This is a genomic window from Enterobacter cloacae complex sp. IR5402, from assembly GCF_049238125.1.
Taxonomy (GTDB): Bacteria; Pseudomonadota; Gammaproteobacteria; order Enterobacterales; family Enterobacteriaceae; genus Enterobacter; species Enterobacter hormaechei_C.
Genome location: NZ_JBMKHO010000018.1, coordinates 60,361 through 74,453, shown reverse-complemented (window position 1 = coordinate 74,453; position 14,093 = coordinate 60,361). Strand labels below are relative to the sequence as shown.

General features: G+C 56.4%; 11 protein-coding genes. 3 read left to right on the top strand and 8 right to left on the bottom strand.

What is annotated here, in order from left to right; genetic code table 11:
• Window positions 1-162: 162 nt before the first annotated feature.
• The 4 genes from hemG to pepQ are packed head-to-tail and all read right to left on the bottom strand — an operon-like array spanning window position 163 to window position 4,154.
• Complete coding sequence (gene hemG, locus ACOTXL_RS21340; protein WP_003860122.1) at window positions 163-705, bottom strand: menaquinone-dependent protoporphyrinogen IX dehydrogenase; 543 nt, start codon at window positions 703-705, stop codon at window positions 163-165.
• Window positions 706-715: 10 nt separating this feature from the next.
• Complete coding sequence (gene trkH / locus ACOTXL_RS21335) at window positions 716-2,167, bottom strand: Trk system potassium transporter TrkH (RefSeq protein ID WP_022649737.1); 1,452 nt, start codon at window positions 2,165-2,167, stop codon at window positions 716-718.
• Window positions 2,168-2,208: 41 nt separating this feature from the next.
• Window positions 2,209-2,823 (bottom strand): IMPACT family protein, encoded by a 615-nt coding sequence (locus ACOTXL_RS21330; protein WP_015572737.1) that lies wholly within the window; start codon window positions 2,821-2,823, stop codon window positions 2,209-2,211.
• The gene (gene pepQ, locus ACOTXL_RS21325) at window positions 2,823-4,154 is read right to left on the bottom strand and encodes a Xaa-Pro dipeptidase (protein WP_003860124.1); all 1,332 of its coding nucleotides are present in this window, start codon (window positions 4,152-4,154) and stop codon (window positions 2,823-2,825) included. The genes ACOTXL_RS21330 and pepQ overlap by 1 nt, the downstream gene beginning before the upstream one ends.
• Window positions 4,155-4,344: 190 nt before the next feature.
• Between pepQ and fadB the strand changes: the two genes are divergently transcribed.
• Both fadB and fadA read left to right on the top strand, forming a co-directional pair.
• Window positions 4,345-6,534, top strand: a complete 2,190-nt coding sequence (gene fadB, locus ACOTXL_RS21320; protein WP_023315008.1) for a fatty acid oxidation complex subunit alpha FadB — start codon at window positions 4,345-4,347, stop codon at window positions 6,532-6,534.
• A 9-nt stretch (window positions 6,535-6,543) separates the two neighbouring features.
• The gene (fadA, locus tag ACOTXL_RS21315; protein WP_000416981.1) at window positions 6,544-7,707 is read left to right on the top strand and encodes an acetyl-CoA C-acyltransferase FadA; all 1,164 of its coding nucleotides are present in this window, start codon (window positions 6,544-6,546) and stop codon (window positions 7,705-7,707) included.
• 202 nt (window positions 7,708-7,909) lie between these two features.
• On the opposite strand, the gene glyS is transcribed toward fadA, so the two are convergent.
• The 3 genes from glyS to ACOTXL_RS21300 form a co-directional block, all read right to left on the bottom strand.
• Entirely contained in the window at window positions 7,910-9,979 is a 2,070-nt protein-coding gene (glyS, locus tag ACOTXL_RS21310; protein ID WP_022652021.1) for a glycine--tRNA ligase subunit beta, read from the bottom strand.
• Between the two features lie 9 nt (window positions 9,980-9,988).
• A complete protein-coding gene (gene glyQ, locus ACOTXL_RS21305) occupies window positions 9,989-10,900 on the bottom strand; it encodes a glycine--tRNA ligase subunit alpha (protein ID WP_003860141.1) in 912 nt (303 codons plus the stop codon).
• 160 nt (window positions 10,901-11,060) lie between these two features.
• Window positions 11,061-11,366, bottom strand: coding sequence for a YsaB family lipoprotein (locus tag ACOTXL_RS21300; RefSeq protein WP_017693801.1), 306 nt, complete (start codon window positions 11,364-11,366; stop codon window positions 11,061-11,063).
• Window positions 11,367-11,550: 184 nt separating this feature from the next.
• Here ACOTXL_RS21300 and ACOTXL_RS21295 point away from each other — a divergent pair, with 184 nt between their 5' ends.
• The gene (locus ACOTXL_RS21295) at window positions 11,551-12,546 is read left to right on the top strand and encodes an acyltransferase (RefSeq protein ID WP_045332002.1); all 996 of its coding nucleotides are present in this window, start codon (window positions 11,551-11,553) and stop codon (window positions 12,544-12,546) included.
• Window positions 12,547-12,598: 52 nt separating this feature from the next.
• Here ACOTXL_RS21295 and xylB read toward each other — a convergent pair whose 3' ends face one another.
• Window positions 12,599-14,053: a xylulokinase gene (xylB, locus tag ACOTXL_RS21290; RefSeq protein ID WP_045350935.1), complete on the bottom strand. Its 1,455-nt coding sequence runs from the start codon at window positions 14,051-14,053 to the stop codon at window positions 12,599-12,601.
• Window positions 14,054-14,093 lie beyond the last annotated feature (40 nt).

Sequence of the window (14,093 nt, the reverse complement as noted above, 5' to 3'; positions counted from 1 at the left end):
CGCTTCAGAGTCAAGCGTTTGTTTTGCTTTTCTCTGCTGACCCGGCGGCTTGCGTGCCGTTGTTCCGTGTCAGTGGAGGCGCATTATAGGGAGTTCTTCTGAAGTGACAAGCACTAAATACAAAAAACTTTTCGTTCGCTCACTTTTCAAACTCAACGCTTATTAAACCCGCGCATCGTCCGTTAAATGCGCAATTTCACGGGCAAAACTGGCGACCTGAGCCCAGTCGGTGTAGACCACTTCTTTACGTGTATCCGTTTCCCCGCCCGTCATTTTCATGATCAGGCGGATCATAAAGCGGTCGTACCAGCGGTAACGCGGGTAACGCAGCGCGCCAGCAAAGACAGAACAGATATCGGGCTGCCATGGCGAACTCAGCAAAAACTTACGCGTATAGCTGTTAGTCTGCGGCGTACGCTTCTCTGCTTTACGGGCAACCAGGTTGACCGAGTAAAACGCGCCAGGCAGCTGAGCGAGTTCCGCCGTATGCTTTTTCACAAAGCGATCCAGCGCCGGATGGAAATGGCCGTAACGAATTGAAGCGCCAATGACCACGCGGTCGTAATCCTGCCAGGCAATCTGTTCAGTGCGATTCAGGTTCACCACATCAGAATAAATGCCCAGCTCTTTGAGTTCAGAAGCCAGATATGAAGCAATCTCACGCGTTTGTCCGTCACGCGTTGAGAAAAGAATTAACGTTTTCACCAATGTCTCCTTACTCACGCCAGAATGTTGGGGTAAACAGCACCAGCAGCGTAAAGACCTCAAGACGCCCAAACAGCATATTGGCGATTAAGATCCACTTCGCCACCGGGTTCATACTGGCGAAGTTATCCGCCACGACGCCCAGCCCCGGCCCCAGGTTGTTTAACGTTGCCACCACAGAGGCGAAGGCAGAAAAATCATCCACGCCCGTGGCGATTATCGCCAGCATACTGACAATAAAGACCAGTGCATAAGCGGAGAAGAATCCCCACACCGCTTCGAGGATGCGTTCCGGCAGCGCGCGGTTCCCCAGCTTAATACTGTAAACCGCATTCGGGTGGACCAGACGTTTCAGCTCACGGTTCCCCTGCTTGAACAGCAGCAGAATACGGATCACCTTCAGACCGCCGCCCGTTGACCCGGCACAGCCGCCGATAAACGCAGAGCACAACAGCAGCACCGGCAGGAACAGCGGCCAACGCGCAATACTGTCCGTGGTGAAACCGGCGGTTGTTGCCATCGATACCACCTGGAAGAAGGCCTGGTTCAGGGTCGTGACCGCCGAGTTATAGACATCGTGGAACCACAGTACCAGGGTACAGATGATCACCAGAGTCAGCTGGACGCCAATAAACATCCGGAATTCCGGGTCGCGCCAGTACACCTTCAGGCTCCGTCCGCTAAGCAACGAGAAGTGTAGACCGTAGTTACAGCCTGAGATCAGCAAAAAGATGGCAATGATGGTATTGATTGTCGGGCTGTCGAAGTAGCCGACGCTGGCATCGTGGGTGGAGAACCCGCCGATAGCAATAGTCGCAAAGCTGTGCCCGATGGCATCAAACGCAGGCATCCCGGCAAACCACAGCGCCAGCGCGCAGGCCACCGTCAGCAGGACATAGATAAGCCACAGGGTTTTCGCCGTCTCCGCAATACGCGGGCGCATTTTGTTATCTTTCAGCGGGCCGGGCATCTCCGCCCGGTAAAGCTGCATCCCCCCGACGCCCAGAATCGGCAGGATAGCCACCGCCAGGACAATGATCCCCATACCGCCGAACCACTGGAGCATCTGCCGGTAAAAGAGAATCGCATGCGGGAGCGAATCCAGCCCCACAAGCGTGGTGGCCCCGGTGGTCGTTAATCCGGAGAACGATTCAAAAAACGCATCCGTGACGGTGAGATTCGGTTGTTCGGAGAAGATAAACGGCAGCGCACCCACGCTTCCCAGTACCGTCCAGAACAGGACCACAATCAGAAACCCCTCCCGGGATTTCAGTTCACCTTTCTCACGGCGGTTTGGCCACCACAGCAGGGAGCCAATCGTCAGCGCGACAAAAAAGGTTTGCGTAAATGCACGCCCCGCGCCGTCCCGGTAGATGAGCGCCACCAGTCCGGGAATGATCATTGTCCCGGAGAAAAGTATGACCAGCAATCCAACGATTCGGGTAATGGCACGAAAATGCATCTCTGCCGCTTCCTTAGGTATTCAAAATTGTGAGGTGGGGATTATTCTTCAATCGGCAGTAATTGCAATGAACCGCGACTAAAATCAGCGAGTTTTGCTGAAAAAGCAGCCAGTTCCGCCTGAGGAAGCGCCACGCGTAATTGCACCATTGCCTGATAATCACTGTGTGCGATGACACCGTTAAACTGTTTAAGCAGTGCTTCGATACCCGATAGCTGGGCGTAATCGCATAACAAAGTATATTCCGTAAGTGGCGTTTTGCGGGTTGTTATCAGAAGATTAAGCGCCTGCTGGACACCACCTCCGTAGGCTTTGACCAGCCCTCCGGTGCCTAACAAAATGCCCCCGTAGTAGCGGACCACGACGGCGGTGATTTCACCCACGCCGCTGCCCATCAACTGGGAGAGCATCGGTTTTCCGGCCGTACCCGCCGGTTCACCGTCGTCAGAAAACCCGAGCTGCTGTGAGTCGTCTGGCGGCCCTGCGACCCACGCCACACAGTGATGGCGGGCATCCGGGTGCTGCGCGCGGACGGACTCGACGAACGCCTTCGCCGCCTCCACGCCGTCGGTATGCGCCAACAGCGTGATAAAGCGGCTTTTTTTGATTTCCTCAACAAAGGTGACCGGCTCGGCCGGTATCAGCCAGCTTTCCATCAGGCCAGCTTCAAATCTCGCGTCATGTTCTCAATGCTGTTCTCGTGAATAACCACGTTATCCTCGATACGAATGCCGCCATAAGGCTTCAGCGCTTCAATTTTCTCCCAGTTGAAGTGCTTGCTGAATTGCCCTTCGCGCCACGGCGCCAGCAGGGATTCAATAAAGTAGATGCCCGGCTCGATGGTCAATACCATACGCGGCGCCAGAACGCGGGTGCAGCGCAGATAAGGATATTTAGACGGTGCCGCCAGGTGCGTGCCGGTATCATCCTGCATAAAGCCCGCGACGTCATGAACCTGCAAACCCAGCGGGTGGCCGATACCATGCGGCATAAATGGCCCGGTCAAATCGTTCTCAACCATCGCCTCTTCGCTCATGTCTTTGATAATCTGATGCTTACGCAGCAGTTTAGCGATGCGCTGATGGAACTGGATGTGATAATCCACGTAGCTGGTTCCGGCCTTCATGGTGCCAATCAGCGCCAGCTGTTCGTCGTTCACGTCTTTAATCAATTGCGCAAAATCGGTATCCGCATTCGCCGCCCAGGTACGGGTCAGGTCTGCCGCATAACCATTGTACTCAGCCCCCGCGTCCAGCAGGAAGCTACGCATCTCAGCCGGAACCTGATGATCCAGTTTGGTGTAGTGCAGAACCGAGGCATGTTCATTCAGCGCCACGATGTTGCTGTACGGCACGTCGGTATCGCGGTGGCCGGTCGCCGTCAGGTAAGCCTGATTGATATCGAACTCGCTCATACCGGACTGGAACGCTTCGTGCGCCGCACGGTGGCCATTCACCGCCGTTTTTTGCGCTTCACGCATGCAGTAAAGTTCGTAGTCGGTCTTGTAGGCGCGATAGTAGTGCAGATAATCCAGCACGCCTTTCGGGTTGAGTTTATCTGCCGGAATATCCAGACCCAGCGCGCGCTCAGGAACCGGACCAATGTAGCCGATGTTGCCGCGCGCCGCTGGCAGCTGGCTGCCTATGCCGTCTGCTTTTGGCAGCGCAATCACGTCAATTTCTTCGGTCCAGAATGAGGTCGGCAGCGGCTCCACGTTGTGCCAGTAATCGACCGGCAGGTAGAACCACAGTTTCGGCTTGTTCACGCCATCCACCAGCAGCCAGCAATTTGGAACCTGCGTGACAGGCACCCAGGCTTTAAACTGCGGGTTAACCTTGAAGGGATAAGCATGGTCATCAAGAAAAGTATTCATCAGCTCGCCGGAGTGGATCAGCAGGGCATCCAGCTTGAAGCGGGCCAGTACATCGCGGGTACGTTCCTGTAGGGTAACGATATGATTTTTATAAAGCGAAGCCAGTGAGTCCATCATTCTTCCTTTCGTTTTTTTGACCTCAAGTCATCGCATCTTAGCACACCTCACTCCGGCTGCGTGATTTCCACCGACCGTGATCAGCGCAGCAATTTCTTAATGACTAATTTGCATTTTATTAACATAAATTCCACACTCCGTTTCATCTGGTATGACCAGATCCAATTGCTGGATTCAGGAGACCGACATGCTCTACAAAGGCGACACCCTGTACGTAGACTGGCTGGAAGATGGCATTGCCGAACTGGTGTTCGATGCCCCCGGCTCAGTGAACAAGCTTGATACCGCGACGGTGGCCAGTCTTGGCCAGGCGCTGGATGTACTTGAAAAGCAATCAGATTTAAAAGGGCTGCTGCTGCGCTCCAACAAAGCGGCCTTTATCGTTGGCGCGGATATCACCGAATTCCTGTCGCTGTTCCTGGTGCCCGAAGAACAGCTGAGCCAGTGGCTGCACTTCGCGAACAGCGTCTTTAATCGTCTGGAAGATCTGCCTGTCCCGACCCTTTCTGCCGTCAACGGTTACGCGCTGGGCGGCGGCTGCGAATGCGTGTTAGCCACTGATTACCGTCTGGCGACCCCGGACCTGCGTATCGGCCTGCCGGAAACCAAGCTGGGCATCATGCCGGGCTTTGGCGGCTCCGTCCGTATGCCGCGCATGCTGGGCGCCGACAGCGCGCTGGAGATCATTGCCGCGGGTAAAGACGTCGGCGCAGAACAGGCGCAGAAAATTGGCCTGGTCGACGGCGTTGTAAAACCTGAGAAGCTTGTTGAAGGCGCACTCGCCATTCTGCGTCAGGCCATTAACGGCGACCTCGACTGGAAAGCCAAACGTCAGCCGAAGCTGGAGCCGTTGAAGCTCAGCAAAATTGAAGCCACCATGAGCTTCACCATCGCCAAAGGCATGGTGATGCAGACGGCGGGTAAACACTACCCGGCGCCGATCACGGCGGTGAAAACCATTGAAGCGGCAGCCCGTCTGGGCCGTGATGACGCCCTGAAGCTGGAAAACCAGAGCTTTGTCCCGCTGGCGCACACCAACGAAGCCCGCGCGCTGGTTGGTATCTTCCTTAACGATCAGTTTGTGAAGGGCAAAGCCAAACAACTCACCAAAAACGTTGAAACGCCAAAACACGCGGCGGTACTCGGCGCGGGCATTATGGGGGGCGGCATCGCCTACCAGTCTGCCTGGAAAGGCGTGCCGGTGGTGATGAAGGACATCAACGAGAAATCCCTGACGCTGGGCATGACCGAAGCGGCCAAGCTGCTGAATAAACAGCTTGAGCGCGGCAAAATTGATGGTCTGAAGCTTGCAGGCGTGATCTCCACCATCCAGCCAGTGCTGGAATACAGCGGTTTCGACCGTGTGGACGTGGTGGTTGAAGCGGTCGTCGAGAACCCGAAAGTGAAAAAAGCGGTGCTGGCCGAAACCGAAGACAAGGTGCGTCCGGAAACCGTGCTGGCCTCTAACACCTCCACCATTCCTATCAGCGAACTGGCGAGCGTGCTGAAGCGTCCGGAAAACTTCTGCGGGATGCACTTCTTTAACCCGGTGCACCGCATGCCGCTGGTCGAAGTGATCCGTGGGGAGAAAACCTCCGACGAAACCATCGCCAAAGTGGTGGCGTGGGCGAGCAAGATGGGCAAAACGCCGATCGTCGTTAACGACTGCCCGGGCTTCTTCGTTAACCGCGTGTTGTTCCCTTACTTCGCCGGCTTCAGCCAGCTGCTGCGCGACGGCGCAGACTTCCGCAAAATCGATAAAGTGATGGAAAAACAGTTCGGCTGGCCGATGGGCCCGGCGTATCTGCTGGACGTTGTCGGCATCGATACTGCCCATCACGCTCAGGCGGTGATGGCGGCGGGCTTCCCGCAGCGCATGCAGAAAGACTATCGCGACGCCATTGACGCCCTGTTCGACGCCAACCGCTTTGGTCAGAAAAACGGTCTGGGCTTCTGGCGCTATAAAGAAGACAGCAAAGGCAAACCGAAAAAAGAAGAAGATGCGGCGGTGGATGGCCTGCTGGCCGACGTCAGTCAGCCGAAACGCGACTTCACTGACGACGAGATCATCGCCCGGATGATGATCCCGATGATCAACGAAGTGGTGCGCTGCCTCGAAGAAGGCATTATCGCCAGCCCGGCAGAAGCGGATATGGCGCTGGTGTACGGCCTCGGCTTCCCTCCGTTCCACGGCGGCGCGTTCCGCTGGCTGGATACGCTCGGCAGCGCTCGCTATCTCGATATGGCTCAGCAGTACCAGCACCTCGGCCCGCTTTATGAGGTGCCGGAAGGTCTGCGTAACAAAGCGCGTCATAACGAACCCTACTACCCAGCAGTTGAGCCAGCCCGTCCGGTTGGCGCGCTGAAAACGGCTTAAGGAGTCACAATGGAAAAGGTTGTCATTGTTGATGCGATTCGCACCCCGATGGGCCGTTCAAAAGGCGGTGCGTTCCGTAACGTGCGCGCGGAAGACCTCTCCGCGCACCTGATGCGTAGCCTGCTGGCGCGTAACCCGGCGCTGGACCCTGCTGCGCTGGACGATATCTACTGGGGCTGCGTCCAGCAGACGCTGGAGCAGGGCTTCAACATTGCCCGTAACGCGTCCCTGCTGGCGGAGATCCCGCACTCGGTTCCGGCCGTCACCGTCAACCGTCTTTGCGGTTCGTCGATGCAGGCGCTGCACGACGCGGCGCGGATGATCATGACCGGCGATGCGCAGGCCTGTCTGGTGGGCGGCGTGGAGCATATGGGCCACGTGCCGATGAGCCACGGGGTCGATTTCCATCCAGGTATGAGCCGCAACGTGGCGAAAGCCGCCGGTATGATGGGCCTGACCGCCGAGATGCTCTCCCGTCTGCACGGCATCAGCCGTGAGATGCAGGATGCCTTTGCCGCTCGCTCGCATGCCCGCGCCTGGGCCGCCACGCAGTCTGGTGCCTTTAAGAATGAGATCATCCCGACCGGCGGTCACGACGCAGACGGCGTACTGAAGCAGTTCAGCTATGACGAAGTCATCCGCCCGGAAACCACCGTTGAAGCGCTTTCCACCCTGCGTCCGGCGTTTGATCCGGTCACCGGTACGGTAACGGCGGGCACCTCGTCTGCCCTGTCCGACGGTGCCGCCGCGATGCTGGTGATGAGCGAAAGCCGCGCCCGCGAATTAGGCCTGACGCCACGCGCCCGCGTGCGTTCGATGGCAGTCGTGGGCTGCGATCCATCCATCATGGGCTACGGCCCGGTTCCGGCGTCAAAACTGGCGCTGAAAAAAGCGGGGCTGAGCGCAAGTGATATCGACCTCTTTGAGATGAACGAAGCGTTCGCCGCGCAGATCCTGCCGTGCATTAAGGATCTGGGGCTGATGGATCAGATCGACGAGAAGATTAACCTCAACGGCGGCGCGATCGCCCTCGGACACCCGCTGGGCTGCTCCGGGGCGCGTATCAGTACCACGCTGATTAACCTGATGGAACGCAAAGATGCCCAGTTTGGTCTGGCAACGATGTGTATCGGGTTGGGTCAGGGGATCGCGACAGTGTTTGAGAGGGTGTAAATTAATTGAGAGAGTGTAAATAAGGAAAAGTATCTCAAAGCCAATGACGTCAGAACAAGGCGGCAAGCGAGCGAATCCCGATGAGCTTACATTAGTAAGTGATTCGGGTGAACGAGCGCAGCCAACGCAGTTATGGCGCCATTGGCGAAGAGAGACAGTTTAGTTGCCGTTCTTCCCGCCTGTCAGGGGCGGGTTTTTTACGTTATTGCAGCAGCGAAATATCCGCCACGCGCAGGAACAGCTCACGCAGTTTCTCAAGCATCGAGAGACGGTTAATCCGCAGCTCTTTATCTTCCACGTTCACCATCACCTTCTCGAAGAAGGCGTCGATGACGTCACGCAGCTCCGCCAGCTCCACCAGCGCTTCCTGGTAGCGACCTTCCGCGAAATACGGCTCCAGCTTGTCGCGCAGCACCACAACCTGCATCGCCAGAGAAATCTCTTCCGGCTCTTTCAGGGTTGCAGCGTTTACGCGATCGTTCAGCGTCTCGTCGGATTTCGCGAGGATGTTGGATACGCGCTTGTTAGCCGCGGCCAGCGCAGACGCCGCTTCCAGCGTACGGAAGTGGGATACCGCTTTCATACGCGCATCGAAATCTGCCGGACGGGTCGGACGACGCGCCAGCACCGCCTGAATGGTATCAACGGAGTAACCTTCGTCCTGATACCACGCGCGGAAACGACCGAGCATAAAGTCGATAACATCATCCACAACCTTCGCGTTGGTCAGCTTATCGCCGTACAGACGTACCGCTTCTTCGGTTAGCGTTTGCAGATCGAGGTTCAGGTTCTTCTCAACGATGATTCGCAGCACGCCCAGCGCAGCACGACGCAGCGCAAACGGGTCTTTGTCGCCTTTTGGATGCTGGCCGATACCGAAGATACCCGCCAGGGTGTCCATCTTATCGGCAATCGCCACGGCGCAGGCAACCGGATTGGACGGCAGATCGTCACCGGCAAAGCGCGGCTGATACTGCTCGTTCAGGGCTACCGCCACGTCTTCCGCTTCGCCATCGTGACGCGCGTAGTGCATACCCATCACGCCCTGGGTGTCGGTAAATTCGAACACCATGTTGGTCATCAGGTCGCACTTGGAGAGCAGGCCCGCACGGGTAGCGTGGTTAACGTCGGCGCCAATTTCACGGGCAATCCAGCCGGACAGCTCCGCGATACGGTCGGTTTTGTCGCGCAGCGTACCCAGCTGCTGCTGGAACAGTACAGTTTGCAGACGCGGCAGGTTATCTTCCAGACGTTTTTTACGGTCTGTGTTGAAGAAGAACTCGGCATCCGCCAGACGCGGACGCACCACTTTCTCGTTACCGGAGATAATCTGGCTCGGATCTTTCGATTCGATGTTCGCCACGAAGATGAAGTTTGGCAGCAGCTTGCCGTCGTTGGCGTAAACCGGGAAGTACTTCTGGTCACCCTTCATGGTGTAAACCAGCGCTTCTGCCGGAACGGCCAGGAATTTCTCTTCGAATTTCGCGGTCAGTACAACCGGCCATTCGACCAGCGAGGTCACCTCTTCCAGCAGGCTGTCGCTCAGGTCAGCGTTTCCGCCAATCTTGCGCGCCGCTTCTTCTGCGTCCGCTTTAATTTTGGCTTTACGCTGTTCGTAGTCGGCAATCACTTTACCGCGTTCCAGCAGGATCTGTGGATACTGGTCGGCATTGTCGATGGTGAACTCCGGCTCGCCCATAAAGCGATGGCCGCGGATCACGCGATCGGACGCCACGCCCAGAATGGTCGCCGGGATAACGGTATCGCCCAGCAGCAGGGTCACGGTGTGAACCGGACGCACAAAGTGAACGTCGGACGCGCCCCAGCGCATCAGCTTAGGGATTGGCAATTTTGCCAGCGAGGTCGCGATCATGTCAGGCAGCAGCGCTTCGGCGCTTTCGCCTTTCACATGGGCACGATACAGCAGCCATTCACCTTTGTCGGTGGTCAGACGCTCGGCCTGATCAACGGTGATGCCGCAGCCGCGCGCCCAGCCTTCTGCCGCTTTGCTCGGCTTGCCTTCCGCGTCGAACGCCTGAGCAATGGCCGGGCCACGTTTTTCAACTTCGCGATCCGGCTGGGACGCCGCCAGGTTTGCCACTTTCAGCGCCAGACGACGCGGCGCAGCAAACCACTCAATTTTACCGTGCGCCAGGCCAGCGTTATCCAGCTCAGCAGTGACGTTCGCAGCAAAAGATTCAGCCAGGCTGCGCAGGGCTTTTGGTGGCAGCTCTTCAGTGCCGATTTCCACCAGGAAAGTTTTCTCAGACATGGCCGCCTCTTATTTGTTTCGGTTGCACATCGGGAAGCCAAGGGCTTCACGGGACGCGTAGTAAGCTTCTGCAACGGCTTTGGTCAGGGTACGAATACGCAGAATGTAGCGCTGACGTTCAGTCACGGAGATCGCTTTGCGGGCATCCAGCAGGTTGAAGCTGTGGGCAGCCTTCAGAATACGCTCGTAGGCAGGCAGCGGCAGCGGAGTCTCCAGCGCCAGCAGCTGCTGCGCTTCTTTCTCGTACTGCTCGAAGCAGGTGAACAGGAAGTCCACATCCGCGTATTCGAAGTTATAGGTGGATTGTTCCACTTCGTTCTGATGGAACACGTCGCCGTAGGTGGTTTTACCCAGCGGGCCGTCGCTCCAGACCAGGTCGTAAACGCTGTCTACGCCCTGAATGTACATCGCCAGACGTTCCAGACCGTAGGTGATCTCACCGGTGATCGGCTTACATTCCAGACCGCCAACCTGCTGGAAGTAAGTGAACTGGGTCACTTCCATGCCGTTCAGCCACACTTCCCAACCCAGACCCCAGGCACCCAGCGTTGGGTTTTCCCAGTTATCTTCCACGAAACGGATGTCGTGGATGGTGGGATCCATACCCAGCTCTTTCAGCGACCCGAGGTACAGTTCCTGAATGTTGTCGGGTGATGGCTTAATCACCACCTGGAACTGATAGTAGTGCTGCAAACGGTTCGGGTTTTCGCCATAACGGCCATCGGTCGGACGACGGGATGGCTGCACATAGGCGGTCGCCATTGGCTCTGGCCCTAACGCGCGCAGGCTAGTCATCGGGTGTGAGGTGCCTGCGCCAACTTCCATGTCCAAAGGTTGAACAATGGTGCAGCCCTGACGAGCCCAGTAATCCTGTAAGGTCAGGATCAGGCCCTGGAAGGTCTTGGTATCAAACTTTTGCATAGTATTTCGTGCTGGATACGTGTGGTTTTAAATGGAAGGGATCAGTATACCCGCTGGCTGCAAGATATACAGTACGAAACGGGGTTGTTTAGGGAAAATTGGGGAATAAGCCCTACAGCCAGAACCTGCGAAGGCTCTGGTTGCTGCTTATCCGAGCAATTTAGCGCATTGAGAGATGTAAAAACTGGCCGTCTGCATCAAAAGAGCAGACAAAGCCCTCTTTACGCGCCGTATAGCCTTTCAGTTCATAGCTGCCCTGAAAGCGCTCGAAGCCGTTTATATGAATTTTCTGTGCTTCAGAATTATAGCGGTGAGCCGCCTGATCCCTGCACAGCTGTTCCATATTCAGGGAACGCTCCGGGCTCATTTTCCCCTGCTGCGCTTTTTGGACAGGTATCTCCTCAGAAGCACTGCATCCTGTTAATAAGAGCAGCAGAAAGAGTGACACCCCACGCTTCATCATCATTTTTATTACCGCCCTGGTCAGTGGCTGTTATTTTTAGTAGCAACACGTTTATAGATTAAAGTCCGTCATTCTGCGAATCTCGCCAGCTCCCTACAAGTTAGCCTGGCTAAACTCAGAATTTTCTAAGGGAAAAGTTTTACGCAATCGCAGTCACACTTTCTTTATCAGGAATACAGAGGAACTGATGCAGTCAAAAATTAACTGGATTGATAACCTGCGGGGAATAGCCTGTCTGATGGTGGTGATGATCCACACAACGACCTGGTATGTCACGAACGCGCACAGTATCAGCCCTGTTAACTGGGATGTCGCCAATGTTCTGAACTCGGCCTCCCGCGTGAGCGTCCCGCTGTTCTTTATGATTTCCGGTTTTCTCTTTTTTGGCGAGCGTAGCGCACAGCCGAGACATTTCATCCGTATTGTCTCCTGTCTGCTGTTTTACAGCGCGATTTCGCTGCTCTATATCGTCCTGTTCACTTCAATTAACGCTGAACGTTCCCTGCTCAACTTGTTGCAAAAACCAGTGTTCTATCATCTATGGTTTTTCTTCGCGATAATCGTTATTTATCTTATTTCACCGTTAATTCAGGTAAAAAACGTCAACGGTAAAATGCTGCTGGCGCTGATGGTGGTCATCGGGATCGTGGCCAACCCGAATACCGTCTCACAGAAAATTGATGGCTTTGAATGGCTGCCCGTTAACCTCTATATCACCGGGGATACGTTTTATTACGTGCTGTACGGCATGCTGGGGCGCGCCATTGGCATGATGGAGACGCAAAAGCGAGGAATAAACTGGCTATGCGCGGCCGCGTTTCTCGTCGGTGTGTTTATTATCTCTCGCGGGACGCTGCATGAGCTGCAATGGCGCGGCAACTTTGCCGATACCTGGTATCTGTACTGCGGCCCGATGGTCTTTATCTGCGCAATCTCTCTGCTGACGCTGGTTAAAAACACCCTGAATGCCCGCCCGCTTCCGGTGCTGGGGTTTATCTCTCGCCACTCGCTGGGCATTTACGGTTTTCACGCGCTGGTGATCCACGCCCTGCGCACCCGAGGCGTTGAGCTTAAAAGCTGGCCGGTGCTGGATATTGTCTGGATATTTACCGTTACGCTGGTTGTCAGCCTGCTGCTGTCAATGTTGCTGCAAAGAATCGATACGCGCCGGTTTGTGAGCTAACCCGGTTGAAGGCTGGCAGGCCGGGTAAGCGTTAGCGCCACCCGGCTCCTGTTTATGACATTAGCGGCAAAAGCTGCCGATAAATTTTGCGGAACACGTCTCGTCTTTCAGCATAGCGAGCATGATTTTTCGCATCAGGACGATGCTGCTGTTCAAGCGACAGCTGGGGCAAAAGCTGGGGCAGTGGTTTATCCCGGTTCAGCGCAATTTGCGCCAGCCGTGCCGCACCGAGCGCCGGGCCGACATCGCCTCCCGTACGATAGTCCAGCTGCAACCCGCTGATATCGGAAAGCATTTGCCGCCAGTAGCTGCTTCGCGCACCGCCGCCAATTAACGTAATGCTGGATGGCGTAAGTCCACAGTCATGCACGACATCCATTCCGTCCGCCAGAGCATAGCCAACGCCTTCAAGCACCGCGCGCGCCAGCTCTGCCGGGCCGTGCTGATGGGTAAGACCGAAGAACACCCCTTTCGCTTCCGGGTTGTTATGAGGCGTCCGCTCGCCGGAAAGGTACGGTAAAAACCAGACCGCACCGGCATTATCATCCGCCTGCTGTGCCGCTGCGATAAGCGCCGGGACGTCCGCCATTCCGGTTAGTTTTGCCGCCCAGTCGAGGCAGGAAGCCGCGCTCAGCATCACCGACATTAAATGCCATTTACCCGGCAACGCGTGGCAGAAGCTGTGTACGGCGCTTCCAGGATTGCTACGATACCCGTCACTGACGGCAAAATAGACACCGGAAGTGCCGAGCGAGAGCATGGCCTGTCCTGCCTCGACCATCCCCACGCCGACCGCCCCCGCCGCATTATCGCCGCCGCCAGCGACGACAGGTACGGCTGGCATATTCCAGCGTTCAGCAACAGAAGGCTGCAAAGCGCCCGTGATTTCGCTGCCTTCAAACAGCGCAGGCATATGATCGCGCGTCAGCTGGCAGGCATCCAGCATCGCCTCGCTCCAGTTCCGTTTCGCCACGTCGAGCCACATCGTGCCCGCGGCGTCAGACATGTCGCTGGCAAAATCCCCCGTCATGCGAAAACGCAGGTAGTCTTTCGGCAACAGAACCTTCGCCACCTGGCGAAAAATCTCAGGCTCATGGCGCTGCACCCACAGGAGTTTTGGCGCGGTAAAACCGGGCATCATCAGGTTGCCCGTAATCTCGCGGGACGCAGGCACACGTTCCTCAAGGATCGCGCACTCTTCCGCACAGCGGCCATCGTTCCAGAGAATAGCCGGGCGCAGAACGCGATGCTGGCTATCCAGCAACGTTGCGCCATGCATTTGCCCGGCAATGCCCAGCGCCTTAACGCCGCGCAGGCTGTGCTGCTCGCCTAAGGCTTTCATCGCGCGGTCCGTCGCCTGCCACCACTGCTCCGGATCTTGTTCCGACCAAAGCGGATGCGGGCGTGAAACCTGCAACTTTTCAGTCTGCGTGGCTAACACATCGCCCTGCTCGCTTAACAGGATGGCTTTCACCCCCGACGTGCCAAGATCGATCCCGATATACATGTGGTGACTCCTTTGACAGAAATGCCCGGTGGCGCAGCGC

Coding starts and splice junctions, on each gene's coding strand:
- pepQ (WP_003860124.1), bottom strand. CDS start 4,154: ATGGACTCACTGGCTTCGCTTTATAAAAATCATATCGTTACCCTACAG.
- xylB (WP_045350935.1), bottom strand. CDS start 14,053: ATGTATATCGGGATCGATCTTGGCACGTCGGGGGTGAAAGCCATCCTG.
- glyS (WP_022652021.1), bottom strand. CDS start 9,979: ATGTCTGAGAAAACTTTCCTGGTGGAAATCGGCACTGAAGAGCTGCCA.
- fadB (WP_023315008.1), top strand. CDS start 4,345: ATGCTCTACAAAGGCGACACCCTGTACGTAGACTGGCTGGAAGATGGC.
- fadA (WP_000416981.1), top strand. CDS start 6,544: ATGGAAAAGGTTGTCATTGTTGATGCGATTCGCACCCCGATGGGCCGT.
- trkH (WP_022649737.1), bottom strand. CDS start 2,167: ATGCATTTTCGTGCCATTACCCGAATCGTTGGATTGCTGGTCATACTT.
- ACOTXL_RS21300 (WP_017693801.1), bottom strand. CDS start 11,366: ATGATGATGAAGCGTGGGGTGTCACTCTTTCTGCTGCTCTTATTAACA.
- ACOTXL_RS21295 (WP_045332002.1), top strand. CDS start 11,551: ATGCAGTCAAAAATTAACTGGATTGATAACCTGCGGGGAATAGCCTGT.
- glyQ (WP_003860141.1), bottom strand. CDS start 10,900: ATGCAAAAGTTTGATACCAAGACCTTCCAGGGCCTGATCCTGACCTTA.
- ACOTXL_RS21330 (WP_015572737.1), bottom strand. CDS start 2,823: ATGGAAAGCTGGCTGATACCGGCCGAGCCGGTCACCTTTGTTGAGGAA.